Source organism: Streptomyces hyderabadensis (assembly GCF_020404845.1).
Lineage (GTDB): Bacteria > Actinomycetota > Actinomycetes > Streptomycetales > Streptomycetaceae > Streptomyces > Streptomyces hyderabadensis.
The window spans coordinates 24943-51266 of record NZ_JAIOJZ010000039.1; the positions used below are offsets into that span (position 1 = coordinate 24943).

Sequence of the window (26324 nt, forward strand, 5' to 3'; positions counted from 1 at the left end):
CGCTAGCCTCTCTGACGTGCCCGCCCATCTCACCGATCCCGAGCAGCTCAAGGAGCTCCTCGGTATCCCCTTCACCCCGGAGCAGACGGCCTGCATCGTCGCGCCGCCCGCCCCGCAGGTGATCGTGGCCGGAGCCGGGTCCGGCAAGACGACGGTGATGGCCGCGCGCGTGGTGTGGCTGGTCGGCACCGGCCAGGTCGCCCCGGAGCAGGTCCTGGGCCTCACCTTCACCAACAAGGCGGCCGGCGAACTCGCCGAACGCGTCCGCAAGGCGCTGATCAGGGCCGGCGTTACCGACCCCGACGTGATCGACCCGGACGATCCGCCGGGCGAACCGGTGATCTCGACCTACCACGCCTTCGCGGGCCGCCTCCTGACCGACCACGGCCTGCGCCTCGGCCTGGAGCCGACCTCCCGGCTGCTCGCCGACGCCACCCGCTACCAGCTCGCCGCGCGAGTGCTGCGCGAGGCCCCCGGCCCCTACCCCGCCCTCACCCGCTCCTTCGCCGACCTGGTCAGCGACCTCCTCGCCCTCGACGCGGAGCTCGCCGAGCACCTGGTGCGCCCCGAAGACCTGCGCACCTGGGACACCGGGCTCCTGGACACCCTGCGGAGCGTCAAGCTCGGCAACGCCGATCTGCGCAAGGTCCCCGAGGCGGCAGCCGCCCGCCGTGAACTGGCCGACCTGGTGATCCGCTACCGGGCCGCCAAGCGCGAACGGGACCTGCTCGACTTCGGCGACCAGATCGCCCTGTCCGCACGGCTCGCCGGGCTCCCGGAGGTGGGCCGCGTGCTGCGCGACGAGTTCCGGGTCGTGCTGCTCGACGAGTACCAGGACACCTCCGTGGCCCAGCGCATCCTCCTGGCGGGCCTGTTCGGCGGTGGCACCGGCCATCCCGTGACCGCCGTGGGCGACCCCTGCCAGGCGATCTACGGCTGGCGCGGAGCCTCCGTCGCCAACCTCGACGACTTCCCGGAGCACTTCGCGCGCGCCGACGGCCGCCCCGCCACCCGACAGGCGCTCAGCGAGAACCGCCGCAGCGGCGGCCGCCTCCTCGACCTCGCCAACGGCCTCGCCGCGCCGCTGCGCGCCATGCACGCGGGCGTGGAGGCCCTGCGGCCCGCCCCCGGCGCCGAACGCGACGGCACGGTCCGCTGCGCCCTGCTGCGCACCCACGCCGAGGAGATCGACTGGATCGCCGACTCCGTCGCCCACCTCGTGGACACCGGCACGGCTCCCGGTGAGATCGCCGTCCTGTGCCGCACGGCGACCGACTTCGCCGAGATCCAGGGCGCGCTGGTGGCCCGCGACGTTCCCGTCGAGGTCGTCGGCCTCTCCGGGCTGCTGCACCTGCCCGAAGTGGCCGACCTGGTCGCCGTCTGCGAAGTCCTCCAGGATCCGGGCGCCAACGCCTCCCTGGTGCGTCTGCTCTCCGGTCCGCGCTGGCGCATCGGCCCGCGCGACCTGGCCCTCCTGGGCCGCCGTGCCCGGCTGCTGGTGAGCCACGCGCGCGTGGCGGGCGACGACGACCCCGACCGGAGGCTCGCCGAGGCCGTCGAGGGGGTCGACCCGTCCGAGGTGATATCGCTCGCGGACGCCCTGGACACCTTCCTGGAGACGCCGCTGGACGGCAGCGGGGACGACGACGGGCTGCCCTTCTCGGCGGACGCGCGCGTGCGGTTCGCCCGGCTGGCCACCGAGCTGCGCGAGCTGCGCCGGGCGCTGTCCGACCCGCTCATGGACGTCCTGCACCGCGTCCTCGCCGTCACCGGCCTGGAGGTCGAGCTGTCGGCGTCCCCGCACGCCCTGGCGGCCCGCCGCCGCGAGACCCTGTCCAACTTCCTCGACGTCGCCGCGTCCTTCGCCGCGGGCGACGGCGAGGCCACCCTGCTCGCCTTCCTGGGCTTCCTGCGTACCGCCGCGCAGTACGAGAAGGGCCTGGACAACGCGCTGCCCGGCGGCGAGAACACCGTCAAGGTGCTCACCGCGCACAAGTCCAAGGGACTCGAGTGGGACGTCGTGGCCGTGCCCGGTCTCGTCACCGGGACCTTCCCCAGCGGTCAGGGCCGCGAGAAGTGGACCGCCCAGGGCAAGGTGCTGCCGCACGGCCTGCGCGGCGACGCCGAGACCCTGCCCGACGTCATGTCGTGGGACTCCCGCGGCCTGAAGGCCTTCCACGAGGCCATGAAGGACCACCAGCACACCGAGGAACTGCGCCTCGGCTACGTCACCTTCACCCGCCCCCGCTCCCTCCTCCTCGGTTCCGGACACTGGTGGGGCCCCAGCCAGAAGAAGCCCCGCGGCCCCTCGGACTTCCTCACGGCCCTGTACGAGCACTGCGCCGCCGGACACGGCGAGATCGAGGCCTGGGCGGACGAACCCGCCGAGGGCGAGGAGAACCCGGCCCTGCACCGGGCCACCGCCGACGAGGTCTGGCCCCTGCCCCTGGACGACGAGGCACTCGCCCGCCGCCGGGCCGCCGCCGGGACAGTCCTCGCCCACCTGGACGCCCTCGCCGCCGGGGAAGGCGGCCTGACCGCCGACCCCGGCCCCGGCGCCTACGACGACCCGGACTGGCCGCCGCCCCCGGAGGACGACGAGGCGCTCCCGGAGGACGCGGATCCCGACTGGGCCGGGGACCCCGCCGACTGGGACACCTGGACCACCGACCGCCCCGCCGCCCCGCGGCAGGACCCCACGGTCCCGCACCAGGGGACGCCCCGGGAACAGCCACCCGGCGCCGGCCCCGCCCCCCGGTCCGCGCCGCCCGCCCCCGCCCCCCGGTCCGCGCCGCCCGCGCCCGCTCGCCTCACGCCGGAGGAGGCCCGCACCGTCGCCTCCTGGGACCGTGACCTCGACGCACTCACCGGCGAGCTGCTGCGCGCCCGCGAGAGCGTCACCGAAGTGCCCCTTCCGGCGTCGCTGACCGCCTCCCAGCTGCTGAGCCTGGCCGCCGACCCGGACGGCTTCGCCCAGGAGCTGGCCCGCCCCATGCCCCGCCCGCCGCAGCCCGCCGCCCGCCGCGGCACCCGGTTCCACGCCTGGGTCGAGGCCCGGTTCGAACCCCTGACGCTCCCCCTGCTGGAGCCGGAGGAGCTGCCCGGCGGCGACGCCGAGATCGCCGACGAACAGGACCTGGAGTTCCTGAAGGACGCCTTCGAGCGCACCGAGTACGCCCGCCGCACCCCCTTCCGCGTCGAGGCGCCCTTCCAGCTCTCGCTCGCCGGCCGGGTCGTACGCGGCCGCATCGACGCCGTCTACAAGGAGGGCGACGGAGCCACCGCGACGTACGAGATCGTCGACTGGAAGACGAACCGCGCCGCCACCGCCGACCCGCTCCAGCTCGCGCTCTACCGCGTCGCCTGGGCCGAGCAGCAGGGCGTACCGCCCACCTCGGTGACGGCCGCCTTCCTGTACGTGCGCACCGGCGAGGTCGTACGGCCCCAGGGGCTGCCGGACCGCGCGGCGCTGGAGAAGCTGCTGCTGGCCGAGCCGGTCGGTGACGAACCGCACGACCGGGGTGCGCGCGCGGGCCGATAGGCTCGTAAGCATGAGCCACCCCGTTGACAATGCTGTCAGCGCTGTCCGCACGTACATCGAACAGCACCGCGACGCCTTCCTCGACGACCTCGTCGACTGGCTGCGCATCCCGTCCGTGTCGGCCCAGCCCGAGCACGCGACCGATGTCCGCCGCAGCGCCGACTGGCTCGCCGCCGCACTGAAGGAGACCGGCTTCCCGACCGCCGAGGTCTGGCCCACGCCCGGCGCCCCCGCGGTCTTCGCCGAGTGGCCCTCCGGAGACCCGCAGGCGCCGACGGTCCTCGTCTACGGCCACCACGACGTACAGCCCGCCGCCCGCGAGGACGGCTGGCACAGCGAGCCCTTCGAGCCCGTCGTCCGAGAGAACCGCCTCTACGCGCGCGGGGCGGCCGACGACAAGGGGCAGGTGTTCTTCCACACACTCGGGGTCCGCGCCCATCTCGCCGCCACCGGCCGCACCGCCCCCGCGGTGAACCTCAAGCTGCTGATCGAGGGCGAGGAGGAATCCGGCTCCCCGCACTTCCGCGCCCTCGTCGAGGAGCGCGCCGAGTGGCTCACCGCCGACGCGGTGATCGTCTCCGACACCGGCATGTGGTCCGAGGACACCCCCACGGTCTGCACCGGCATGCGGGGCCTCGCCGAGTGCGAGATCCACCTGTACGGACCCGACCAGGACGTCCACTCGGGCTCCTTCGGCGGCGCGGTCCCCAACCCGGCCACCGCCCTCGCCCGCCTCGTGGCCGCCCTGCACGACGAGCACGCGCGCGTGGCGATCCCGGGCTTCTACGACGGAGTGGCCGACCTCACCGACCGCGAGCGCGAGCTGTTCGCCGAGCTGCCCTTCGACGAGCGGCAGTGGCTGCGCACGGCCAAGTCCCACGCCGCCCACGGCGAAGCCGGACACACCACCCTGGAGCGCATCTGGGCCCGCCCCACCGCCGAGGTCAACGGCATCGGAGGTGGCTACCAGGGCCCCGGCAGCAAGACGATCATCCCGTCGTCCGCCATGGTGAAGCTCTCCTTCCGCCTCGTCGCGGGCCAGGACCCGGACCACGTGGAGAAGGCCGTCCGCGCCTGGGCCGCCGACCAGGTTCCGGCGGGCATCCGCTGCGAGATCACCTTCGGCTCCGCCACTCGCCCGTGCCTGACGCCGCTGGACCACCCGGCGCTGCGGTCCGTGGTCCGGGCGATGGGCCGCGCCTTCGGGAAACCGGTCCGCTTCACGCGCGAGGGCGGCTCCGGACCGGCCGCCGACCTCCAGGAGGTCCTCGGGGCGCCGGTGCTCTTCCTCGGCATCTCCGTCCCGTCCGACGGCTGGCACGCCCCCGACGAGAAGGTGGAACTGGACCTGCTCCTCAAGGGCGTCGAAACCTCCGCCCACCTCTGGGGCGATCTGGCGGAGCACTGGCGTCACGCCCCCTGAGCACCGCGCACGGTCCGGGACCCGCCCGGCGTCGCGCGCGGCACACTGGAAAGGCCGCCCCGCACCGCCGAGCCCTCCCGGACCCGGTCACCGCCCGCTGTACGAACCGCCGAAACCGCCTGCCGAACCGAACCGCTCACCGGGGGAGTTGGAAGCACCCGTGACCACCTGGACCGACCACACCGCCGACCGTCCCATCTCGCTCACCGCTCCGAGCGGCATCGACCGCGCCGCCCACCACCGCCTCGACGAGGCCTGGCTCGCGGCGGCGTGGAGCCACCCCTCGACGCGCTGCTTCGTGGTGTCCGGCGGCCAGGTCCTGATCGACGAGACGCCGGACGGGGCCACCGAACTCGTCATGACCCCCTCCTTCGAGGCCCCGCTCACCGAGGCTCACCGCTACTTCCTGGGCACCGACGAGGAGGGCATCAGCTACTTCGCCCTCCAGAAGGACTCGCTGCCCGGCCGCATGGACCAGTCCGCCCGTCCCGCGGGCCTGCGCGAGGCCGGGCTGCTCCTGTCGCCCCGGGACGCCGGTCTGATGGCCCACGCGGTCGCCTTGGAGAACTGGCAGCGTCTGCACCGGTTCTGCTCCCGCTGCGGAGAGCGCACCGTCATCGCCGCGGCCGGCCACATCCGCCGTTGCCCGGCCTGCGGCGCCGAGCACTACCCGCGCACCGACCCGGCGGTGATCATGGCCGTCACGGACGAGGAGGACCGCATCCTGCTCGGCCGCCAGGTGCACTGGCCCGAGGGCCGCTTCTCGACCCTCGCCGGTTTCGTGGAGCCCGGGGAGTCCATCGAGCAGTCGGTACGCCGCGAGGTCCAGGAGGAGGTGGGTGTCACCGTCGGTCCGGTCCAGTACGTCGCGAGCCAGCCGTGGCCCTTCCCGTCCAGCCTGATGCTCGGTTTCATGGCCCACGCCACGTCGACGGAGATCAACGTCGACGGCGACGAGATCCACGAGGCCCGCTGGTTCTCCCGCGACGAACTGGGTGCCGCCTTCGAGTCCGGCGAGGTGCTGCCGCCCTACGGCATCTCGATCGCGGCCCGCCTCATCGAACTGTGGTACGGCAGGCCCCTGCCGACGCGCAGCGCCTTCTGAGCCCGAGGTAACGCGAGGGGCGGTCCACTCCCGCAGCGGGAGTGGACCGCCCCTCTTCACCTGCTACGACCGGCGGCGTCCGGTGCCCGGCGTCCGCCGTACCGGCTACGCGCCGATCTTCTGCTTCACCTGCGCCAGCGACGGGTTCGTCAGCGTCGAGCCGTCGGGGAAGAGCACGGTCGGCACCGTCTGGTTTCCGCCATTCGCCTTCTCCACGAACGCGGCGGACTCCGGGTCCTGCTCGATGTTGACCTCGGTGTACGCGATGCCCTCGCGGTCCATCTGGCTCTTCAGCCGACGGCAGTAGCCGCACCACGTGGTGCTGTACATCGTCACAGTGCCCGGCATGTCTCTCGTGCTCCTTCGGCGACTCGGGGAAGCGGCGGCTCGGGGTTGAGGTCGCACGAGGGGAACGTCCATGGCGCCGCGACCATTCCCGTCGCGCATTCCCCGCCGCGGGATGCCCATCGCGTGACACCTGTCGCATTGGTGCGACTATCGGTGCGTGCCTGTGGACAACCGACTCACCCGTCCCGCGAGACCTGGCAGCATGGCGGTGTGACAGCAGCAACGCACTCCACCCTCTTCCCGCAGGTACCGGACTCGGCCGACGCGGTGCTCGACGGGCTCGACCCCGAGCAGCGCGAGGTGGCGACCGCCCTGCGCGGCCCGGTGTGCGTGCTGGCGGGAGCCGGTACGGGCAAGACCCGGGCCATCACCCACCGCATCGCCTACGGGGTGCGGGCCGGGATCCTCCAGCCCTCCAGCGTCCTCGCCGTCACCTTCACCAACCGTGCGGCCGGTGAGATGCGCGGCCGGCTGCGCCAGCTCGGCGCCGCCGGGGTGCAGGCCCGCACCTTCCACTCGGCGGCGCTGCGGCAGCTCCAGTACTTCTGGCCGAAAGCGATCGGTGGCTCCCTGCCCAGGCTCGTCGACCGCAAGATCCAGCTCGTCGCCGACGCTGCCGCGGCCTGCCGCATCCGCCTCGACCGGGGCGAGCTGCGCGACGCCGCCGCGGAGATCGAGTGGTCCAAGGTGACCCAGACCGTCCCCGCGGACTACGCCCTGGCCGCGGCCAAGGCCGGCCGCGAGGCGCCCCGCGACCCGGCGGAGATCGCGCAGCTGTACGCCGCCTACGAGGACCTCAAGCGCGCACGCTCCGTCATCGACTTCGAGGACGTGCTGCTGCTGACGGTGGCCGTCCTCCAGGACCGCCAGGACGTCGCCGACCAGGTCCGCGCCCAGTACCAGCACTTCGTGGTCGACGAGTACCAGGACGTCAGCCCCCTCCAGCAGCGCCTGCTGGAGCTGTGGCTCGGGGACCGCGACGACCTGTGCGTGGTCGGCGACGCCAGCCAGACGATCTATTCGTTCACGGGAGCAACCCCCGACCATCTGCTCGACTTCCGCGTCCGCCACCCCGGCGCCACCGTCGTCAAGCTGGTCCGCGACTACCGGTCCACCCCCCAGGTCGTCCACCTCGCCAACGGCCTCCTCGGCCAGGCCCGGGGCCGGGCCGCCGACCACCGCCTGGAGCTGGTCTCCCAGCGTGCCGCGGGCCCCGAGCCCGTCTACGCCGAGTACGCCGACGAGCCGGCCGAGGCCGAGGGAGCGGCCCGCCGCATCCGCGAGCTCATCGACTCGGGCGTCCCGGCCGCCGAGATCGCCGTCCTGTTCCGCACCAACTCCCAGTCGGAGACCTACGAGCAGGCGCTCGCCGACGCCGGCGTGCCCTACCAGCTGCGGGGGGCGGAGCGGTTCTTCGACCGGCCGGAGGTGCGCAAGGCCGGCAGCGCCCTGCGGGCCGCGGCGCGCTTCGGCGGCAACGACTCCCTCCTGGACGACGTCGTCGACCTGCCCTCCCAGGTGCGCGCGGTGCTGTCCGGAGAGGGCTGGACGACCGAGCCCCCGGCCGGTTCGGGCGCCGTGCGGGAGCGCTGGGAGTCGCTGGCCGCACTGGTCGGCCTGGCCCAGGACTTCGCCGCCGCCCGAGCCGGTGCCACGCTGAGCGATCTCGTCGTGGAACTCGACGAGCGCGCGGGTGCCCAGCACGCGCCGACGGTGCAGGGCGTCACCCTCGCCTCCCTGCACTCGGCCAAGGGCCTGGAGTGGGACGTCGTCTTCCTGGTCGGCGTCGCCGAGGGCATGATGCCGATCACCTACGCAAAGACCGACGAGCAGATCGAGGAGGAGCGCCGCCTGCTCTACGTCGGTGTCACCCGCGCGCGTGAACGGCTGCACCTGTCCTGGGCGCTGGCCCGGTCGCCCGGCGGCCGGCCGAGCCGCAGGCCCAGCCGCTTCCTGAAGGGTCTGCGGCCCGGCTCGGGCACGGCAGGCGGGCGGGCGGCCGCCGGGGGCACCGGAGGCGTGGAGCGCGGGTTCCGAGGCGGCGGTGGCGGTACCGAGGCCGCCGTGCCGAGAAGGACCCGGCGGACACCGGCCCGCTGCCGGGTCTGCGGACGCACGCTCACCGACGCCGGTGAGATGAAGCTGATGCGCTGCGAGGGCTGCCCGTCCGACATGGACGAGGGCGTCTACGAGCGGCTGCGCGAGTGGCGGGCGGTGCAGGCGGGACGCAGCGGACAGCCCGCGTTCTGCGTCTTCACCGACAAGACGCTGATGGCGATCGCCGAGTCCGTCCCCGAGGACGAGCGGGAACTGGCCCGGATCCCAGGGGTTGGGGCGCGCAAGCTCAACCGCTACGGGGCCGACGTCCTGGCGATCTGCGCAGGTCAGGAGGGCGTGGGACTTGACGAGGACGACTGATGCAAACTCGTCGAAAAAATAGTTTGCGCATGCCCCGGGAATCCCCATAGGTTCTTGGTCACGGGAACAGCGGCCTTCCCGGAGGCCCTGAATCCGTGTTGTACTTGCATATCCGCGGACTGGTTCGTCCCAGTCCCCCGAGACGCCGAGAGGAGGCGAGTCCAGTGATCAGCATCAACAGCAGCTTCGTCGTCAGCTCCACCGCCAAAATGACCGATCGCTCGGCCGTCTCCCTGTGCACGCTCGGCGCTTCCCACTCGGGCACCGGTCTGTCCGGCATTCGTGCCGTGCGTCCGGCTGCCGCCGCTTCCGCTCCCGCGGGCCTTCCCGTCCGCGAGCGCAATGAGCGACCGACCAAGGCACTGGAAGCAGCAGTAGTGGCACAGGCGCAGGCCTATGCCTTTACCGCGACCGGTGCCGGATTCCGGAAGCAGACGACGCAGCACCACCTGATGTGGGCCTTCCGTGGGCCAGAACCCTGGAGTGATCCAGCCTGATCGCCGATCAGGCCGGCGCCTTCAGGGCCGCGGAACCCCACCCGGGATCCGCGGCCCTTCTGTTTGTCCCCGAACGGGGGCGACAGCAAGAAGGAGCCTCGGGACAAGAAAAGACCCGGTACCAAGCCGCCACCCGGTCAACCGGCCGGAACGAACAGACGAGGAAGACCACCCGTGCAACTCGAAGCGCACGCCCCGTCCGTACCGCCTTCCGACACGATCCCCAAGCCCTGTTCCACGGAGGACTCCACCTTGACCCCGCTCACCGCGCTCACCGCGCTCGACGACGCCATCGAGAACCTCGGCGTGCCCGTCCCCTGCCGCTCCTACGACCCGGAGGTCTTCTTCGCCGAGTCGCCGGCGGACGTGGAGTACGCCAAGTCCCTCTGCCGCACCTGCCCGCTGATCGAGGCCTGCCTCGCCGGTGCCAAGGAGCGGCGTGAGCCCTGGGGCGTCTGGGGTGGCGAGCTGTTCGTCCAGGGTGTCGTCGTTGCCCGGAAGCGGCCCCGTGGCCGCCCGCGCAAGAACCCGGTTTCGGCATGAACACCGCAGGAACGATCGACCGCCCCCTCACGTACGACCCCCAGAAGCAGGCCCCGATGAAGCCGTCCACCCACGACACCGCAGGCACCGCGCCTGAAGACTTCACCACCAGCGGCGCGAAGGACTCGCGTCAGAACAGGACCCGTGAGATGCAACTCATCCCAGAAGCCCTGGCACGTGCGCATATGCACGACCGCCTGCATGAGGCCGAGCAGGAACGCCGGGCGCTGCGCCTGGCGACCGCTCGCCGGATGCAGCGTCGGGCGGAGCGCGCCTCGATGCGTGCCCGGCGTGCGCTGGCCATGGCGGTCATGCAGTAACCGACACACCTGAAGCGGTGGTCTCCCGGCGGGAGACGAAGCTCCGCACACGGGGGCCGGTCCGTTCCAACGGGCCGGCCCCCACGGCGTGTTCGGCCCCGGTGGATCAGGCCTCCGCGGCCGCCTCCTTCACCTCGTACACGTCCTCGGCCTCCTCGGCGAGGTCCTCGTCCGACTCCGCGGCCCCGTCCTCGGCGAGGAACCCGACCAGCCACTCCTCCAGCTCGTCGCGCAGCCGGACGGTGGCCCCCAGCTGGCACAGCACACCGATGGTGCTCAGGGTGACGCGGTGGATCAGGAGGTAGGCCGGCGGCAGGTTGAGCTGCTTGGCCAGCTGGTACGCGGGGGAGCGGGGATCACCGATGCGGGCGGCCTGGCTCCGCATCCAGCCGCGGGTGAAGGTGAACGCGTCGACCCTGGCCGGCTCGATGATCGGCAGCAGGTAGTCGAGAACCGCGTCCGGGTCCAGCTCTATCGACTCCTTGACGAAGCCCTCCGCGCAGAGCATCTCGTAGACGGCCTCCGCCTCGCCGTCCAGCGTCATGCGCAACGCCTCGCCGATGGGCTCGGGCAGGCCGCCCGGCAGGCGGTCGACCGTGCCGAAGTCCAGGACGCCCAGGCGCCAGTCGTCCTCGCCCCGGGGCCCGCCGGGCAGCAGCCTGAAGTTGCCGGGGTGCGGGTCGGCGTGCAGGAGCCCGGTGCGGGCCGGCCCCGAGAAGAGGAAGTGGGCCAGCAGCTGGCCGGCCCGGTCGCGCTGCTCCTGTGTGCCGTTCGAGATGATCTCCGACAGCGGGATGCCGTCGATCCACTCGGTGATCAGCACCTGCTCGCACTGGTGGACGACGTCCGGCACCACGATGTCCGGGTCCTCGTCGAAGACCTCGGCATGCGTCCGCTGGGCCTGTGCCTCCAGGTCGTAGTCCAGCTCCTCCGAGACCCGGTCCTTCAGCTCGGTGATCAGCGGCTTGATGTCCATGCCGGGCACCAGCGGCCCGAGCAGCCGGGCGAAGCGGCTGAGCTGGTTCAGGTCGGACAGCAGGGCCTCGCCGGCGCCCGGGTACTGCACCTTGACCGCCACCTCGCGGCCGTCGTGCCACACCCCCCGGTGCACCTGCCCGATCGAGGCGGCCGCGGCGGGCTTGTCCTCGAACTCCAGGAACAGGTCCTGCCAGTCCTCACCGAGCCGCTCCGCGAGCACGGCGTGCACGGTGCGGGTCGGCATCGGCGGCGCCGCCTCCTGCAGCTTGGTCAGCGCGGCCCGGTAGGGGCCGGCGACCTCCTCGGGCAGCGCCGACTCGAAGACGGACAGGGCCTGTCCGAACTTCATCGCCCCGCCCTTGAGCTCACCCAGCACCTTGAACAGCTGGTCCGCGGTGCGCTGCTGCAGCTGCTGGCCGACCATCTCCGCGGACTCGCCCACGATTCGCTTGCCCAGCCCCCAGGTGGCCCGCCCGGCGAAGCCGAGCGGGAGCGCGGCGAGCTTGGCGGTCCGGGTGACCGCCTTGCGCGGAAGATCAGACATGCGCCCTCCAAGTCCCAGCCGGCCGTGCCGGTTCCACCTCGTGGTGTACGTCCGCCGACGGCCCTTGCCCAGCCATTGTCGCGCGCCGCCGCCCGTCCTCGGGGATGTGTTCCCGCTTACCTTTTCCGGCCGCTCCGCAGGGGCAGCCGGGGTGCGCCCGGACCGGCCGCACCTGCCATCGCAGGCCGGGCAGCGCGACCTCCCAGCGCGCGCCCGTGCTCGACGGCGTCCGGCCGTCCAGGAAGGCGAGCGCGTGCGCCGCAGCGAACCCGGCGACGGTGGTGGCGAGGGTGAGGTCGCAGGGCGGTACCCGGCGCGGCCGGCCGGAGCGCCACTGCGCGACCAGCCGCGGCCAGGCCGGGTCCCGGTCGGTGCGGTCGGCGTACAGACATCCGGCGCACCCCGTCTCGCCGGGCAGGACGAGAGGGCCGACGACGCCGGTTCCCTCCACCACACCGGCGTACAGGTGGGGCGTGCCGGAGGCCATCAGGGGCTCCGCGGCGGCGGGGTCGGGGGTGTGCACCGCGACGTCGTCGCGCGGGGCGACGACCACCAGGGAGAGGCCAGGGGCGGCCTCCTCGGGCGGTGCCGTCGGGCCGCGGCGCGGCGGCCGGTCGGGGGCGGCCCGGCGGACGACACGGCGGGCCGTCTCGTCCCGGCGGTCGCCGACCGACTCGGCGGGCAGGCCGCCCGGCGCGACGTCCCACGGCTCGACGCGTCCGCCGTCGCGCACGTCGATCTCGCCGACGCCCGCGCCCGACAACAGCGCCGCCAGCACCGCGCCCACCCGTCCCGCACCCCGCACACCCACCCGCAGGGTCCGCCGGGCGGCCAGGTGTCTGATCGCGTCGCCCGGTGCCGAGGTGGTCAGGGACAGTGAGGCCAGGTCGGGGCCGAGCCGGTCGAGGACCTCCTTCTTCTCCCGCAGGGCGTCGGCGGCCGGTCCGCCGCCCCGGGAGTCGTCGAGCAGACCCGCCCGCGCCAGTCCCTCCACGACCCGGTCGACATGCCCCTCCGGCAGATCCATGCGATGTCCCGCCTCCCGCAGGAGCGCCGGGCCACGGGTGCCGTTGAGCAGTTCGAGGAAGCTGCCCGTCGCCGTGTCCACCGGAGCCAGCGTCAGCGCGTGCGCCGGTGTCATCCCGAACTGCACGGTGTTCAGATCACGCCAGCCGCGCCTGAGCGCGGGCTTCACCATCGGATGCATACCAGGTCCCCCGTTCGTCCTGCTGCGTCTTCCCGTGTCGTTCTGCGTCCTCGGCATTCGGCCGGTCGCGAATCCGTCCGCGGGAGCCAGCATGCCCGGAAGCGCTCCAGGGCGTCGAAAGTTGTCCACAGGCAGTGGGTATTCGTCGTACGAATCAACCGCCCATGTCCCAGGACGAGTGGTGGATCGGCACCGATGCGTCCCGGAGCCGGGACTTCCCCGTGTGCAGCGGGTAACGTCGTGGCGTGTCCGCCGACCCACTGCACCGCGCCGGGGCACCCCCGCGCACCACGACGAGTCCGCCACCCAGCGGCCCGGGGACGAGCGCGATCGAGGTGCGCAGGAGCACCCGGCGACGCCGCACGGTATCCGCGTACCGCGAGGGCGATCGCACCGTCGTGCTGATCCCCGCCCGGATGTCCGAGGCCGAGGAGCAACGCTGGGTGAGCGTCATGCTGGACAAGCTGGCCGCCCAGGAGAGCAAGCGTGTCCTCGGCGACGCCGAGCTGGCCGAGCGCGCCGAGCGCCTGTCGGGACAGTACTTCGAGGGCCGGGCCCGGCCCGCCTCGGTCCGCTGGGTCACCAACCAGAACACCCGCTGGGGCTCGTGCACCCCGTCCGAGGGCAGCATCCGCCTGTCGCACCGCCTCCAGGGCATGCCCGAGTACGTCGTCGACTACGTCCTCCTGCACGAACTGGCGCATCTGCTGGTCCCCGGGCACGGGCCCAGGTTCTGGCGGCTCCTGGAGGCCTATCCGCGGACCGAGCGCGCCAGGGGCTACCTGGAGGGCGTGGTCGCCGCGGACCGGCTGCCGCACGTACCCGGCGCCCGCAGCGAGTAGCGTGCGGCGCCGACCGGTGCCTGACACGGCCTCGCACGGGTTTCGTACCGGGTCTGTACCGACTTCCTCGGGTGTCGGTGTTTGCCGTTAGCCTGTCGCGACGCACTCACACTCGGATGGGGGACGGTCGTAACGCATGGCCAGGGAATTTCAACGCGGCCACAAGGCCAGGATCAGTGACCTCACCGCGGGCACGGATCTGTACGTAGGCGTGCAGATCTCCGGCCCCGGGCTGAGCTTCGACATCAGCTGCTTCGGTCTCGATGCCGACGAGCGGTTGTCGGACGACCGGTACTTCGTGTTCTTCAACCAACCGAAGACCCCCGAGGAGTCCATCCAGCTCCTGGGTGCGCAGGCGGGCGACACGGAGTCCTTCCGGGTCACCCTGGACCGGATCCCGCAGCAGATCCAGAAGCTGTCCTTCACCGCGACGATCGACGGCGCGGGCCAGATGTCGCAGGTGGGACCGGGGTACATCCGGATCGTCGCGGGTGGCGAGGAGGTGGCCCGGTACCCGTTCAGCGGCGCCGAGTTCTCCACCGAGCGCGCCGTGATGCTGGGCGACTTCTACCTGAAGGACGTGTGGCGGTTCGCCGCCGTGGGACAGGGCTTCGACGGCGGCCTCGACGCGCTGCTGAGGAACTTCGGCGGCGAGGTGGCCGAGGACGAGGCGCCCGCCCCGCAGCAGGCGCAGCAGCCGCAGGCCGGTGCCGCCCCGGGCTTCGCCCCGCCCGCCCAGGCCTCGGCGCCGCCGGCCTTCGGCGCACCCGCCGCGTCCGCACCGGCCCCGGCCCCCGCACCGCAGCCGGCCCCGCAGCCCGCCTCGCAGGGCTTCGCGCCGCCGCCCGCCGCCACACCCCCTCCGGCTCCCGCCCCGGCGCCCGCCCCGGACGTGCACGCCGCGCAGACGATCGTGGCGCCCATGAACACGCCGCCCGGCGGCGCCCCGGTGCCGCCCCCCGCCCCGGCACCCGCGCCGTACGGCCAGCCGGGCCAGCCCGGTCAGCAGCCGCCGTACGGCCAGGTCCCCGGCCAGACCGCGCCGCCGCCCGGCTACGGCCAGCCGCAGGCCCCCCAGGCCCCGCCCCCGCCGCCGGGATACGGCCAGCCGACCGCGCCCCCCGGCTACGGGCAGCCGACACCGCCGCCCGGCTACGGCCAGCAGCCTCCCCAGGGCGCACCGCAGGGCATCCCGCAGGGAGCGCCGCAGGGCGCCGGGGTGACCGCGGCGCTCCAGCAGTTCCGGGAGACCCCGACCGGGCAGCGCTGGACCCAGCAGAACAAGAAGCTGGTCCGCGTCGACCTCGGAGCCGAGGGCCAGCCCGTGCTCGCCCGGCAGGGCAGCATGGTGCTCTACCAGGGCAAGGTCGACTTCAGCTACAAGGGCGCCGGATTCGCCGGCCGGGTCGTGGGCAACGCGACCGGCCAGGAGATGCAGCTGATGCGCTGCACCGGCAAGGGGCAGGTGTTCCTCGCGGACAACTCCGCGATGCTGCACCCCATCGAGCTGCAGGGCGACGCCGTCTGCGTCTCCGCGGAGAACGTCCTGGCCTTCGACGAGAGCCTCCAGTACGAGGTCCGCCGCATCGAGGGGCACGGCATCCCGGGCGGCGCGCTGTTCACGATGCAGTTCCAGGGCACCGGCACGATCGTCGTGAAGACGCGCGGTGTGCCCGTGGTGCTGCCCGTCACGCCCACGACCTTCGCCGACTGCAACGCCGTGGTCGCCTGGTCCGCCGCCGCCCAGGTGGTCGTCTCCAGCCAGGTGCGGATGCGCCGCAACTCCTACGCGGGCGACACGGGCGAGAGCGTCAACCTGCAGTTCCGGGCCGCGCCCGGCAGCTTCGTCGTCGTCCAGCCGTACGAGATCTGAGGGAGAGCCCGACATGAACCAGCCGCTCGCGGGCTACGCTCCCGCACCCGTCGCCGCCCGCATGGAGAACCACGGCAACCACATGCTGAAGGTCGCCATGCAGACCGGAAACGACCTCCTCGCGCGCGTGGGCTCGATGGTCGCCTACGAGGGCTTCGTCCAGTACGAGCCCAACCCGCCGGCCGTCCGCCAGATCGCCAAGGACTGGATGACCGGCGAGGGCGCGCCCCTGATGAAGTGCTCCGGCGACGGACTGCTCTACCTCGCCGACTACGGCGCCAACGTCGTCGTCATCAACCTCAACGGCGACGGGATCTCCGTCAACGCCACCAACCTGCTCGCCTTCGACGCCCACCTCACCTGGGGCGTGGAGCGGGTCAAGGGCCTGGCGAAGTTCGCCGGCCAGGGCCTGTGGAACACCAAGATCTCCGGTCAGGGCTGGGTCGCGCTCACTTCCCGGGGCAAGCCGATCGTGGTCGACTGCGGCGGTGGCGAGGACGAGACCTACGTCGACCCCGACGCGCTCGTCGCCTGGTCCCCGAACCTCAAGGTGAAGGGCAAGCGCAGCTTCAAGGCGCAGTCGCTGATCGGCCGCGGCAGCGGCGAGGCCTTCCAGATGGCCTTCTCCGGTCAGGGCATCGTCGTCGTCCAGCCCAGTGAGGACAGCACCGACCGCCTCCGGGTGCGGGGCTGAGGGGGAGCCAGAACATCATGCAGAGCCCGATTTTCGCCTACAACGACCAGCAGACCCAGGAAGCCTGGAGCCTGCAGAACAAGCACATGCTCCGGGTCGCCCTGACGGGCCACGACGACGTGCTCGCCCGCAAGGGCACGATGGTCGCCTACCAGGGGCTCGTCGAGTTCGACGCCGAGTACCAGAGCAACAGCCAGTCGCGCGCGCGTGCGCACACGGGTGAGGGCCTGGACCTGATGCGCTGCCACGGTCAGGGCACGGTCTACTTCTCCAACCTCGCCCAGTGCGTCCACGTGGTGGACGTCGACCAGGACGGCCTCACCGTCGACAGCAGCTATGTGCTCGCGATGGATTCAAACCTCCACCACGAGGTCATCGCGGTGGACAGCCTCTACGGCATCTCCGGCTCGGGGAAGTACCAGCTCAACATCACCGGGCGGGGCAAGGTCGCCCTGATGACCTCCGGATCTCCCCTGTTCATGCAGGTCACGCCCGACAAGTACGTCAACTGCGATGCCGACGCGATCGTCGCCTGGTCCACCGGTCTGCGCGTGCAGATGCAGGCCCAGACGCACTCCTCCGGGGTGTGGCGGCGCCGCGGTAGCACCGGCGAGGGCTGGGAGCTGAGCTTCATGGGCAGCGGCTTCGCGCTCGTCCAGCCCAGCGAGCTGCTGCCGCCGCAGAACGCGCAGATCGGCTCGGGCCTCGCCGCCCAGTACGGCATGGGGCAGCAGGGGGCCCGCGGTCAGAACCAGGGCAACGTCTGGAGCTGAGCACGGGAGGCAGCCACTTCGGCGAGGGGTGATCGCACAGGCGGTCACCCCTCGCCGGTCACAGGCGGGCGCGGGTCGCCTCCAGCAGGCGCACGACGGACTCGTCGGCCACGTCCGCGACCTCGGCGTACGGGAACCAGCGCAGGTCGAGGGACTCGTCGCTGATCGCCTCCACGGCACCCTCGGGAGCCACGGCCGCGTACTGGACGTCGAGGTGCCAGGCGCAGGGCGTGTGGTGGCGGTCCAGCCGCACCGGACCGCCCGGCAGCAGCGTCAGCCCGGCGATGCCCGACTCCTCCGTGCCCTCGCGCAGGGCCGCCCGGGCCAGCGTCTCGTCGACCGGTTCGCAGTGGCCGCCCATCTGGAGCCACATGCGCATCTTCTTGTGCAGGGTCAGCAGGACCCGTCCGCGCGGGGGGTCGATCACCATGGCACTCGCCGTGACGTGCCCGTCGGCGCAGGCCTTCCACATCCCGTCGGGGTGCGTGGCGAGATGGTCCAGGTAGACCTGCCGCAGCTCGTCCTGGCCCTCGTACGCCTTCAGGACCAGGACCGCGTCGTCGTGGAGGCTCACTCGCGGCCGTCGCCCTTGGGCTCGTCCCGGCCGTCGTCGCCGTCCTCGCCCTGGTCCTTCTTCTTCAGGTCGGGCTTGCCCGCCGCCTCGCCGAGCATCTTGTCCAGCTCGGAGAAGTCCAGCTGCTCGCGGTGCACGAAGCCGTCCGGGTCGTCCAGGTCGGTCGCGGTCGGCAGCATGTCCGGGTGGGCCCACAGACCGTCCCGGCCGTCGACACCGCGCGCGTCCGTCAGGGACGCCCACAGGCGGGAGGCGTCGCGCAGCCGGCGCGGGCGCAGCTCCAGGCCGATCAGCGTGGCGAAGGTCTGCTCCGCGGGACCGCCCGAGGCGCGCCGGCGGCGCAGCGTCTCGCGCAGCGCGTCGGCGGAGGACAGGCGCGGCTTGGCCGCGGTGTGCACCACCGCATCCACCCAGCCCTCGACGAGCGCCAGGGCCGTCTCCAGACGGGCCAGGGCCGCCTTCTGCTCCGGGGTGTCCTCCGGCTGGAACATGCCCTGCTGGAGAGCCTCCTGCAGCTGCTCCGGGTTCTGCGGGTCGAACTGGCCGACCACGTCCTCCAGCTTGGCCGTGTCGACCTTGATGCCACGGGCGTAGCCCTCGACGGCGCCGAACAGGTGCGAGCGCAGCCACGGCACGTGCGCGAAGAGACGCTGGTGGGCGGCCTCGCGCAGGGCCAGGTACAGCCGCACCTCCTCCTGGGGTACGCCGAGGTCCTTGCCGAACGACTCGATGTTCACCGGCAGCAGCGCGGCCTTGCCGGCCGGGCCGAGCGGCAGGCCCACGTCGGTCGAGCCGACGACCTCGCCGGCGAGCACACCGACGGCCTGCCCGATCTGCGTGCCGAACATGGCGCCGCCCATGGACCGCATCATGCCGATCAGCGGGCCGGCCATGGCCTGCATCTCCTCCGGCAGGACGTCGCCCATGGCGTTGCCGACGCGCTCGGCGACCGGGTCGACCAGCTCGCGCCAGGCGGGCAGGGTCGCCTCGACCCACTCCGCGCGGCTCCAGGCGACGGCGGTGCCCGCGCCCGACGGCAGGGCGGTGGCGTCGTCCAGCCACAGGTCGGCCAGGCGCACGGCCTCCTGGACGGCATTGCGCTCGGCGGGACCCACGCTGGCGTCCTTGCGGCCGTCGGGCGTGCCCTGGGAGACCGTCTGGCGAGCGATCTGCTTGGCCATGTCCCAGTTCACCGGGCCGCCCTCGTAGGAGAGCATCTGGCCCAGCTGCTGGAACGCGGCGCCCAGGTCGTTGGGGTTCATGGAACCGAACATGGCAGCGAACGGGTTGTCCGCGCCGGGGCCGCCCAGGCCTCCGGCTCCGGTCATCCCGAAACCGAACGGGTTGGCCGGTCCCTGACCACCGCCGCTCTGCTGGTCCTTCTTCTTGCCTTCGTCGCCGTCGTCCGGCTCCTCCGGCGGAAGGCCGAATCCGAATGGGGTGTCACTCACGGGGTTCCTCGGCTGGTAGGGCCGCCGGTTCTTTCCGGCGGCACGGCTGCCCGACTTCACCACCCAGCGTAGACACCCGAAGCCGTTCGGGCCTCGGTGCTTCGCCGACTGACGGCCTGCGGCAGGATGGATGCCACCTGGTACGCACGCGTCGCTCGCGCTCGTACTGAAGACAACCTCTGGAGACGCCCGGTGAGTTCCCCAGATCCGCAGGTTCGCGCAGCGCGAAACCAGTCAACCAGTTCCGCCCGCCCCGGCGCGCGCGGGCCCGTCGTCGCGGTCACCGGTGCCGCCTCCGGGGTCGGGGCCCTGCTCACCGCGCGGCTCGCCGCGTCCGCCGAGGTCAGACAGGTCGTGGCGATCGACGAACGGCGCGGGGAGTGCGAGGCCGCGCAGTGGCAGATCCTGGACGTACGGGACCCGGCCATCGCCGAGAAACTGCGTGGTGCGGACGTTGTGGTGCACCTGGCGCTCGACCTCGACCTGGAGACCGACGCGGCCGCCCGTACGGCTTACAACGTCCGGGGGACGCAGACCGTCCTGACCGCCGCGGCGGCGGCCGGCGTGCACCGGGTCGTGCTGTGCACCTCCGCGATGGTCTACGGCGCCCTCCCGGACAACGAGCTGCCGCTGTCCGAGGACGCCGAGCTGCGTGCCACGGCCGAGGCCACGGGCGTCGGCGACCTGCTGGAGATCGAGCGGCTCGCGCGGCGCGCACCCCGGGCGCATCCCGGCCTGAACGTGACGGTGGTGCGGCCCGCCGTGCTGGTCGGGGGCATGGACACCGCGCTGACCAGGTATTTCGAGTCGCCCCGGCTGCTGGTCGTGGCCGGATCGCGGCCGGCCTGGCAGTTCTGCCACGTCGACGACCTGTGCAGCGCCCTGGAGTACGCCGTCCTGGAGAAGGCCGACGGCGAGCTGGCCGTCGGGTGCGACGGCTGGCTGGAGCAGGAGGAGGTCGAGGAGCTGAGCGGCATCCGGCGCATGGAGCTGCCGTCCGCGGTCGCGCTGGGCGCGGCGGCCCGGCTGCACCGGATCGGACTGACGCCCTCCCCGGCGGGGGACCTGGCCTACACGATGTACCCCTGGGTGGTGAGCGGCAGCCGCCTGCACGATGCCGGATGGCGGCCCAAGCACACGAACGAGGAGGTCCTGGCGGAGCTGCTCGAGGAGGTCTCGGGGCGGCACACGGTCGCCGGCCGGCGCCTCGGGCGCAAGGACGCGACGGCGGCGGGGGCCGCGGGCGCCACGGTGGCGCTGCTGGGCGCGGCCGCGGTGGTGCGCCGCGCGCGCAAGGCCCGGCGCCGCATCTGAGGCAGGCTCCGCCGGCGGCCGCTGTAGGAGGCTCCAACGCCGTACGCGCGCGTGCCGGGCGATCACGCTATTCCGCGCCGTCCGCGGCGTGCGGCACGATGGGCGTATGGCAACCACGAACGATCACCCCGGTGAGCGGGCCGCAGCGGACCCCGTCAAGCTGATCGGCATCCGAGAGACGCCGCTGTCCGTGGACGAGGTCTTCGGCGCGGTCGGGGACGACGCTTCGGGCGGTACCGCACTGTTCGTGGGGACCGTGCGCAACCACGACGGGGGCACCGACGTCGACCGGCTCGGGTACTCGTGCCACCCGAGCGCCGAGGCCGAGATGCGGCGGATCGCCGAGAAGGTCGTCGCCGAGTACCCCGTACGGGCGCTCGCGGCGCTGCACCGTGTGGGGGATCTGGAGGTCGGGGACCTCGCGGTCGTCGTCGCCGTGTCCTGCCCGCACCGGGGCGAGGCCTTCGACGCCTGCCGGAAGCTGATCGACGACCTCAAGCACGAGGTGCCGATCTGGAAGCACCAGACGTTCTCCGACGGCACCGAGGAATGGGTGGGCGCGTAGCGCCCCCGGCCTGCCGCGCCCCCCGGCCCGCCGCGCCCGCGGCTCCGGTTGCGTAACCCGCCCCCCGGCGTGAGCGTTGTCACTGCGAATGGTTAATCTGCTGATCAGTCAGTCGCGGACGCTCATGGGGTTGGGAGGTCGGCATGGCAGCGCTTGCCTGGTTGCTGATTCCGCTGGTCGCCGCCGTCGGTGCGGGCCTGTGGGGCAGTTGGGCCAACCGGACCCGCAAGGCCCGCAGCGACGGTCCCGAGCTGGACGGGTACGCCCGCTTCCGCGAAGCCATGGAGAAGCCCCGCACGGGCGCCTGACCGCCGCCGCGACGGTCGCCCGACGACCGCAGCCCTGACGGTGTTCTGACAGCCGCGTCCCGTACTGTCGTGCCATGCCACGCCGCACCGCGACGATGCTCGCCTCCACCCTGATGCTGATCGCGCTCCTGTGCGCGGGTGTTTTCATCCCCGTGCCGTACTCGGAGATGTCACCCGGGCCGACGGTGAACACCCTCGGGGACCACGACGGCGAGCCGGTGCTGCAGATCTCCGGCCACAAGACCTACGAGGCGAGCGGTCACCTGAACATGACCACCGTCCGGGTCACCAGCGCCGAGTACAAGATGAACCTCGTGGAGGCCGTCTACGGCTGGCTGGCGCACGACAACAGCGTGGTGCCGCACGAGACCCTCTACCCGGACGGCAAGACCGAGGAAGAGGCCACCCAGGAGAACGCGGAGGAGTTCAGCCAGTCCCAGGAGACCGCGAAGGTGGCCGCCCTGAAGGCGCTCGACATCCCGGTGAAGTCCTGGGTCGTCGTCTCCGCCGTCGTCAAGGACTCCCCGTCGCAGGGCAGGCTGCACGCCGGTGACGTGATCAAGGCCGTGGACGGCACGACCGTCACGAAGCCCTCGGACGTCGCCGAACTGGTGACCAAGCACGAGCCGGGCGAGGACACCGTCTTCACCATCGTGCCCGCCAAGGAGCAGGCGGCCGCGGAGAAGGAGCGGCGGACGGCGACGAAGACGCAGAAGGTCACGATCACCACCGAGGCTTCCGACGACGCCGGCGAGAAGCGCGCCGTCGTCGGGATCTCCGCCGGGACCGACCACACGTTCCCGTTCGACATCGACATCAAGCTGGCCGACGTCGGCGGCCCGAGCGCCGGTCTGATGTTCGCCCTCGGCATCTACGACAAGCTGACCCCGGGCGACCTCACCGGCGGCAAGTTCGTCGCCGGCACCGGGACGATCGACGACGACGGCAAGGTCGGCCCGATCGGCGGCATCGGCATGAAGACCATCGGCGCGCACGACAAGGGCGCCCAGTACTTCCTGACGCCCGCGGACAACTGCGCGGCGGCCGCCGAGGACACCCCCGACGGGCTCACCCTGGTGAAGGTCGACACCATCGACGACGCCCTCGGCGCGCTGAAGGACATCCGCTCCGGGAAGACCGCCGACCTGCCGAAGTGCACGAAGGAGTAGCGGGCGGCCCTCCCACCCAGCCGTCCCGCCCAGCCGTCCCGGCGGTCGGCGTCCGCCGGCGCTACTCCGCGAAGGTCGCCGTCAGCGCCTCGGCCAGACCCGGCACCAGGTCGGAGCCCGTGAGCACCTCCGTGGCGGTGTCCTTCTCCCGCAGCCGCAGGGCCGAGTCGCGGGCGCCGTCGCGCAGGACCCCGACCGTCATGCGGACCTCCTGACGGTCCGGGTGCTCCGCCACCCATCGCGCGAGCTTCTTCTCGTTCAGGCCCTGGGGCACCTGGGCCTCGGCGGAGGGCGGCAGCATCAGGCGCTCCACGGCGAGCGCGCAGCCGACCACGGCGTCGGGCCAGGCGATGGTGCCCAGGAACTCGTCGAGCGCCTGGTCCGTTGGAATCTCGTCCTGCTCGATCGGGGTGAGGCCGGAAGTCTCCGGCTCGTCCTGCAGACCGAGCCGGTCCGCGAGCGAGGGCTGGTCGGCCCGCAGCCGTGCGGTGTCGACAAGGGCGAAGAGGCGTGCGGGCTGGTCCCAGCCGAGGCCGGAGACGTACTCGTCGATCTCGAGTACGGCCCGGGTGAGGGGGCTCGCTGCCATGGGGGTGTTGGACATGGTCACAATCCTGCCTCGTTCATGGCCCGAATCGGGAACCGAGTAAACGATGAGTAAGTTGCATAAGTGTGGGCCCGCGATCACGGGGGCGCACGGGGGGCCCGCGAACCCGAGGGCCTGACGGATCAACAGCGAACTTCGAGGTGCGCACCTTGGCTTTCCAGATGCCGGACCGCGGCGGAGGCCCCCCGACGGGGCCGCGGATCAGAGTGGGCCGCCCGTCCCGGCGTGTCCGAACCCTGCTGCTGACACTTGGTGTCCTCGCCGTGCTCGCCATGGCGTTCACCATGTTCGCGGGATTCTGGACGGACTGGCTCTGGTACCGGTCGGTCCACTACTCGTCGGTGTTCACGACGACCCTGTGGACCAAGATCGGGCTCTTCTTCGTCTTCGGCCTGCTGATGGCGCTCGCCGTCGGGTTCAACATCTGGTTGGCCCACCGCCTGCGCCCGCCGCTGAGCGCCATGTCGATGGAGCAGCAGAACCTCGACCGGTACCGGATGGGCATCGCCCCGTACAAGAAGTGGCTGCTGCTCGGCATCACCGCCCTCGTCGGCCTGATCGCCGGCGCCTCGGCGTCCGGCCAGTGGCGGACCTGGCTGATGTGGGTCAACGGCGTGCCCTTCGGGCAGAAGGACCCCCAGTTCAAGCTGGACGTCGCCTTCTACGCCTTCGACCTGCCCTGGTACCGGTTCCTGCTCGGCTTCGGCTTCGCAGCCGTGATCATTTCCGTGATCGCCGCCGCGCTCACCCACTACCTGTACGGCGGGCTGCGCGTCACCAGCCCGGGTGCGCGTGCCACGGCCGCGGCCACCGGGCACCTCTCGGTGCTCATCGGCGTCTTCGTCGCCCTCAAGGCGGTCGCCTACTGGCTCGACCGGTACGGCCTCGCGGTGAAGTCCAGCGACTTCAAGGCGACCGACAACTGGACGGGTCTGAGGTACGTCGACGCCAACGCCTACCTGCCGGCCAAGACGATCCTGTTCTGCATCGCCGTCATCTGCGCGCTGCTCTTCTTCGCCACCCTGTGGCGGCGCACCTGGCAGCTGCCGGTCATCGGCTTCGGCCTGATGGTGCTCTCCGCGATCCTCATCGGCGGCCTGTACCCGGCGCTGGTCCAGAAGTTCCAGGTCCAGCCGAACGAGCAGGCCAAGGAGGCGCCGTACGTCGAGAAGAACCTCGCGGCCACCCGCGAGGCCTACGACATCCAGGGCACCCAGGTCACCGAGTACCCGGGCAAGAGCCAGACCAAGGACAAGACGAAGCTCCGTGACGACGTGGACGCCGCCGCGTCCGTCCGCATCATGGACCCGAACGTCATCTCGCCGACCTTCCAGCAGCTCCAGCAGATGCGTAACTACTACGCGTTCCCGACCAACCTGGACGTCGACCGCTACGCCAAGGACGGCAAGGACCAGGACACGGTCATCGGCCTGCGCGAGCTGAACCTGGCGGGCATCCCGAAGAAGAACTGGATCAACAACCACTTCCGCTACACCCACGGCTACGGCGTGGTCGCGGCGAAGGGCACCCAGGTCGACTCCGAGGGGCGCCCGGTCTTCACCGAGTCCAACCTGCCGTCCGAGGGCGACCTCGGGAAGTACGAGCAGCGGATCTACTACGGCGAGAAGACCACCACCTACTCGATCGTCGGCGGTCCCCAGAAGGAGATCGACTACTCCGACGACACCGGGGAGAAAACCTTCAGCTACAAGGGCGACGGCGGGGTCGACCTGTCCAACCCGATCAACCGGGCGGCGTACGCGGCCGCGTTCAGCGAGCCGCAGATCCTCTACTCCGGTGCGATCGGCGACGGTTCGCGGATCCTCTACAACCGCACGCCCAAGGAGCGCGTCGAGGCGGTCGCACCCTGGCTGACCATCGACGGCGACGCCTACCCGGCGGTGGTGGACGGCCGTATCCAGTGGATCGTCGACGCGTACACCACGACGAACGGCTATCCGTACGCCTCGCGCACGACGCTCGGCGACACCACGGCCGACTCGCTCACCGCGAACAACAACTCGCGCGCGGTGGTGGCCCAGCAGAACCAGGTCAACTACATCCGCAACTCCGTGAAGGCGACCGTCGACGCGTACAGCGGTGACGTGAAGCTCTACGAGTGGGACACCGACGACCCGGTCCTGAAGACCTGGAAGAAGGCGTTCCCGGGCACGGTGAAGGACAAGAGCGAGATCTCCAGCGAGCTGATGGCGCACCTGCGCTATCCGCAGGATCTCTTCAAGGTCCAGCGCGAGCTGCTCACCCGCTACCACGTGAAGGACGCCAACACCTTCCTCAGCGGCAGCGAGGTGTGGCAGGTGCCGGACGACCCGACCAACAAGTCGGGCGACGCGGTGCCGCCGTACTACCTGAGCATGAAGATGCCCGACCAGGACGCGCAGGCGTTCTCGCTGACGACGACGTTCACTCCCAACGGGCGTGACAACCTCAGCGCGTTCATGGCGGTCGACGCCGAGGCCGGGACCAGTGACTACGGCAAGATCAGAATCCTGAAACTGCCGACGAGCACGACCGTCGACGGACCCAAACAGGTGCAGAGCCAGTTCAACTCCGAACAGGACATCGCCGAGTCCATCAGGCTGCTGAGAGGCGGCGACTCGGAGGTGGAGTACGGCAACCTGCTGACGGTGCCGCTCGACGGCGGACTGTTGTACGTCGAGCCCGTCTACGTGCGCGGCGGCGACCTCAAGTACCCGTTGCTGCGCAAGGTCCTGGTGAGTTACGGGGGCAACACCGCCTTCGAGAACACACTCGACGCGGCCCTGAACAAGGTCTTCGGAGCCCAGGCCGCCGAGAACGAACAGCCACCGGACGAGGGCGACGACACCACCGAACCGCCACCGACGTCCACCAACCCCACGGTCCGGGAAGCGCTGAGCGATGCGCAGAAGGCCTTCGACGCCGGGCAGAAGGCCCTGGAGCAGAAGGACCTGGCCGCGTACGCCGAGGCGCAGAAGGACCTCGAGGAGGCGCTCCAGCGGGCCGAGGACGCACAGGCCAAGGCCGACCAGAGCGCCGGCGGCAAGAACGGCGACGACAAGAACAGCGGGGACAAGGCCGGAGACGACAAGGCCAGTCCGGACGCGACGCCGACCGGTGATGCCGGGGGAGGCTCGGACACCGGCTGACGAGCGCCTCGCCGGGCGTTCGCGCCGGGCGTTCGAGCTGGTCAAAGCCCATCCCGCGCCGTGCTAGGGTTGTGAACACAA

The 26324-nt window shown here is 71.9% G+C and carries 22 protein-coding genes; 16 read left to right on the forward strand and 6 right to left on the reverse strand.

Going from position 1 to position 26324, the window contains the following annotated elements; translation table 11 throughout:
* Positions 1-16 precede the first annotated feature (16 nt).
* The 3 genes from K7854_RS26145 (at position 17) to nudC (ending at position 6069) form a co-directional block, all read left to right on the forward strand.
* Positions 17-3541 carry an ATP-dependent helicase gene (locus K7854_RS26145; protein WP_226028991.1) on the forward strand — a complete coding sequence of 1175 codons (3525 nt, stop codon included), beginning with the start codon at positions 17-19 and terminating at the stop codon, positions 3539-3541.
* Between the two features lie 10 nt (positions 3542-3551).
* Positions 3552-4964 carry a dipeptidase gene (locus tag K7854_RS26150; protein WP_226028992.1) on the forward strand — a complete coding sequence of 471 codons (1413 nt, stop codon included), beginning with the start codon at positions 3552-3554 and terminating at the stop codon, positions 4962-4964.
* Positions 4965-5124: 160 nt separating this feature from the next.
* Entirely contained in the window at positions 5125-6069 is a 945-nt protein-coding gene (nudC, locus tag K7854_RS26155; protein ID WP_226028993.1) for an NAD(+) diphosphatase, read from the forward strand.
* 105 nt (positions 6070-6174) lie between these two features.
* Here nudC and K7854_RS26160 read toward each other — a convergent pair whose 3' ends face one another.
* Positions 6175-6417, reverse strand: coding sequence for a mycoredoxin (locus tag K7854_RS26160; RefSeq protein WP_030400692.1), 243 nt, complete (start codon positions 6415-6417; stop codon positions 6175-6177).
* A gap of 210 nt (positions 6418-6627) precedes the next feature.
* Between K7854_RS26160 and K7854_RS26165 the strand changes: the two genes are divergently transcribed.
* From K7854_RS26165 to K7854_RS26180, 4 genes are all read left to right on the forward strand, one after another.
* Positions 6628-8835 (forward strand): ATP-dependent DNA helicase UvrD2, encoded by a 2208-nt coding sequence (locus K7854_RS26165; RefSeq protein ID WP_226028994.1) that lies wholly within the window; start codon positions 6628-6630, stop codon positions 8833-8835.
* A 164-nt stretch (positions 8836-8999) separates the two neighbouring features.
* Positions 9000-9332, forward strand: a complete 333-nt coding sequence (locus K7854_RS26170; RefSeq protein ID WP_226028995.1) for a hypothetical protein — start codon at positions 9000-9002, stop codon at positions 9330-9332.
* 174 nt (positions 9333-9506) lie between these two features.
* The gene (locus K7854_RS26175; RefSeq protein ID WP_003973786.1) at positions 9507-9875 is read left to right on the forward strand and encodes a WhiB family transcriptional regulator; all 369 of its coding nucleotides are present in this window, start codon (positions 9507-9509) and stop codon (positions 9873-9875) included.
* A complete protein-coding gene (locus K7854_RS26180; protein ID WP_226028996.1) occupies positions 9872-10195 on the forward strand; it encodes a putative WhiB-interacting protein in 324 nt (107 codons plus the stop codon). The genes K7854_RS26175 and K7854_RS26180 overlap by 4 nt, the downstream gene beginning before the upstream one ends.
* A gap of 106 nt (positions 10196-10301) precedes the next feature.
* Here the strand turns inward: K7854_RS26180 and K7854_RS26185 are convergent, their stop codons facing one another.
* The gene (locus K7854_RS26185) at positions 10302-11717 is read right to left on the reverse strand and encodes an ABC1 kinase family protein (RefSeq protein ID WP_226028997.1); all 1416 of its coding nucleotides are present in this window, start codon (positions 11715-11717) and stop codon (positions 10302-10304) included.
* On the reverse strand, positions 11710-12924 hold the full coding sequence (locus tag K7854_RS26190; protein WP_226028998.1) for a TOMM precursor leader peptide-binding protein: 1215 nt from the start codon (positions 12922-12924) through the stop codon (positions 11710-11712). Before K7854_RS26190 ends, K7854_RS26185 begins: the two co-directional genes overlap by 8 nt.
* Before the next feature lie 245 nt (positions 12925-13169).
* Here K7854_RS26190 and K7854_RS26195 point away from each other — a divergent pair, with 245 nt between their 5' ends.
* From K7854_RS26195 to K7854_RS26210, 4 genes are all read left to right on the forward strand, one after another.
* Positions 13170-13766, forward strand: a complete 597-nt coding sequence (locus K7854_RS26195) for a M48 metallopeptidase family protein (protein ID WP_226028999.1) — start codon at positions 13170-13172, stop codon at positions 13764-13766.
* 136 nt (positions 13767-13902) lie between these two features.
* Positions 13903-15639: a TerD family protein gene (locus tag K7854_RS26200; RefSeq protein WP_226029000.1), complete on the forward strand. Its 1737-nt coding sequence runs from the start codon at positions 13903-13905 to the stop codon at positions 15637-15639.
* Between the two features lie 13 nt (positions 15640-15652).
* Positions 15653-16333, forward strand: coding sequence for an AIM24 family protein (locus K7854_RS26205; protein WP_030145911.1), 681 nt, complete (start codon positions 15653-15655; stop codon positions 16331-16333).
* A 17-nt stretch (positions 16334-16350) separates the two neighbouring features.
* On the forward strand, positions 16351-17106 hold the full coding sequence (locus K7854_RS26210; protein ID WP_226029001.1) for an AIM24 family protein: 756 nt from the start codon (positions 16351-16353) through the stop codon (positions 17104-17106).
* A gap of 58 nt (positions 17107-17164) precedes the next feature.
* Here the strand turns inward: K7854_RS26210 and K7854_RS26215 are convergent, their stop codons facing one another.
* Both K7854_RS26215 and K7854_RS26220 read right to left on the reverse strand, forming a co-directional pair.
* Positions 17165-17680, reverse strand: coding sequence for an NUDIX hydrolase (locus K7854_RS26215; RefSeq protein WP_226029002.1), 516 nt, complete (start codon positions 17678-17680; stop codon positions 17165-17167).
* Entirely contained in the window at positions 17677-19131 is a 1455-nt protein-coding gene (locus K7854_RS26220; RefSeq protein WP_226029003.1) for a zinc-dependent metalloprotease, read from the reverse strand. Before K7854_RS26220 ends, K7854_RS26215 begins: the two co-directional genes overlap by 4 nt.
* Positions 19132-19323: 192 nt before the next feature.
* Here K7854_RS26220 and K7854_RS26225 point away from each other — a divergent pair, with 192 nt between their 5' ends.
* The 4 genes from K7854_RS26225 (at position 19324) to K7854_RS26240 (ending at position 22487) form a co-directional block, all read left to right on the forward strand.
* Complete coding sequence (locus K7854_RS26225) at positions 19324-20445, forward strand: SDR family oxidoreductase (protein WP_226029004.1); 1122 nt, start codon at positions 19324-19326, stop codon at positions 20443-20445.
* A 106-nt stretch (positions 20446-20551) separates the two neighbouring features.
* Positions 20552-21010 (forward strand): molybdenum cofactor biosynthesis protein MoaE, encoded by a 459-nt coding sequence (locus K7854_RS26230; RefSeq protein ID WP_003973775.1) that lies wholly within the window; start codon positions 20552-20554, stop codon positions 21008-21010.
* Positions 21011-21153: 143 nt separating this feature from the next.
* Positions 21154-21318 carry a hypothetical protein gene (locus tag K7854_RS26235; RefSeq protein WP_007444545.1) on the forward strand — a complete coding sequence of 55 codons (165 nt, stop codon included), beginning with the start codon at positions 21154-21156 and terminating at the stop codon, positions 21316-21318.
* 74 nt (positions 21319-21392) lie between these two features.
* Complete coding sequence (locus tag K7854_RS26240; RefSeq protein WP_226029005.1) at positions 21393-22487, forward strand: YlbL family protein; 1095 nt, start codon at positions 21393-21395, stop codon at positions 22485-22487.
* A 61-nt stretch (positions 22488-22548) separates the two neighbouring features.
* Here K7854_RS26240 and K7854_RS26245 read toward each other — a convergent pair whose 3' ends face one another.
* Entirely contained in the window at positions 22549-23091 is a 543-nt protein-coding gene (locus tag K7854_RS26245) for a PPA1309 family protein (protein ID WP_226029006.1), read from the reverse strand.
* 164 nt (positions 23092-23255) lie between these two features.
* Between K7854_RS26245 and K7854_RS26250 the strand changes: the two genes are divergently transcribed.
* The gene (locus tag K7854_RS26250; protein ID WP_226029025.1) at positions 23256-26243 is read left to right on the forward strand and encodes a UPF0182 family membrane protein; all 2988 of its coding nucleotides are present in this window, start codon (positions 23256-23258) and stop codon (positions 26241-26243) included.
* The last annotated feature ends 81 nt before the right edge of the window (positions 26244-26324 follow it).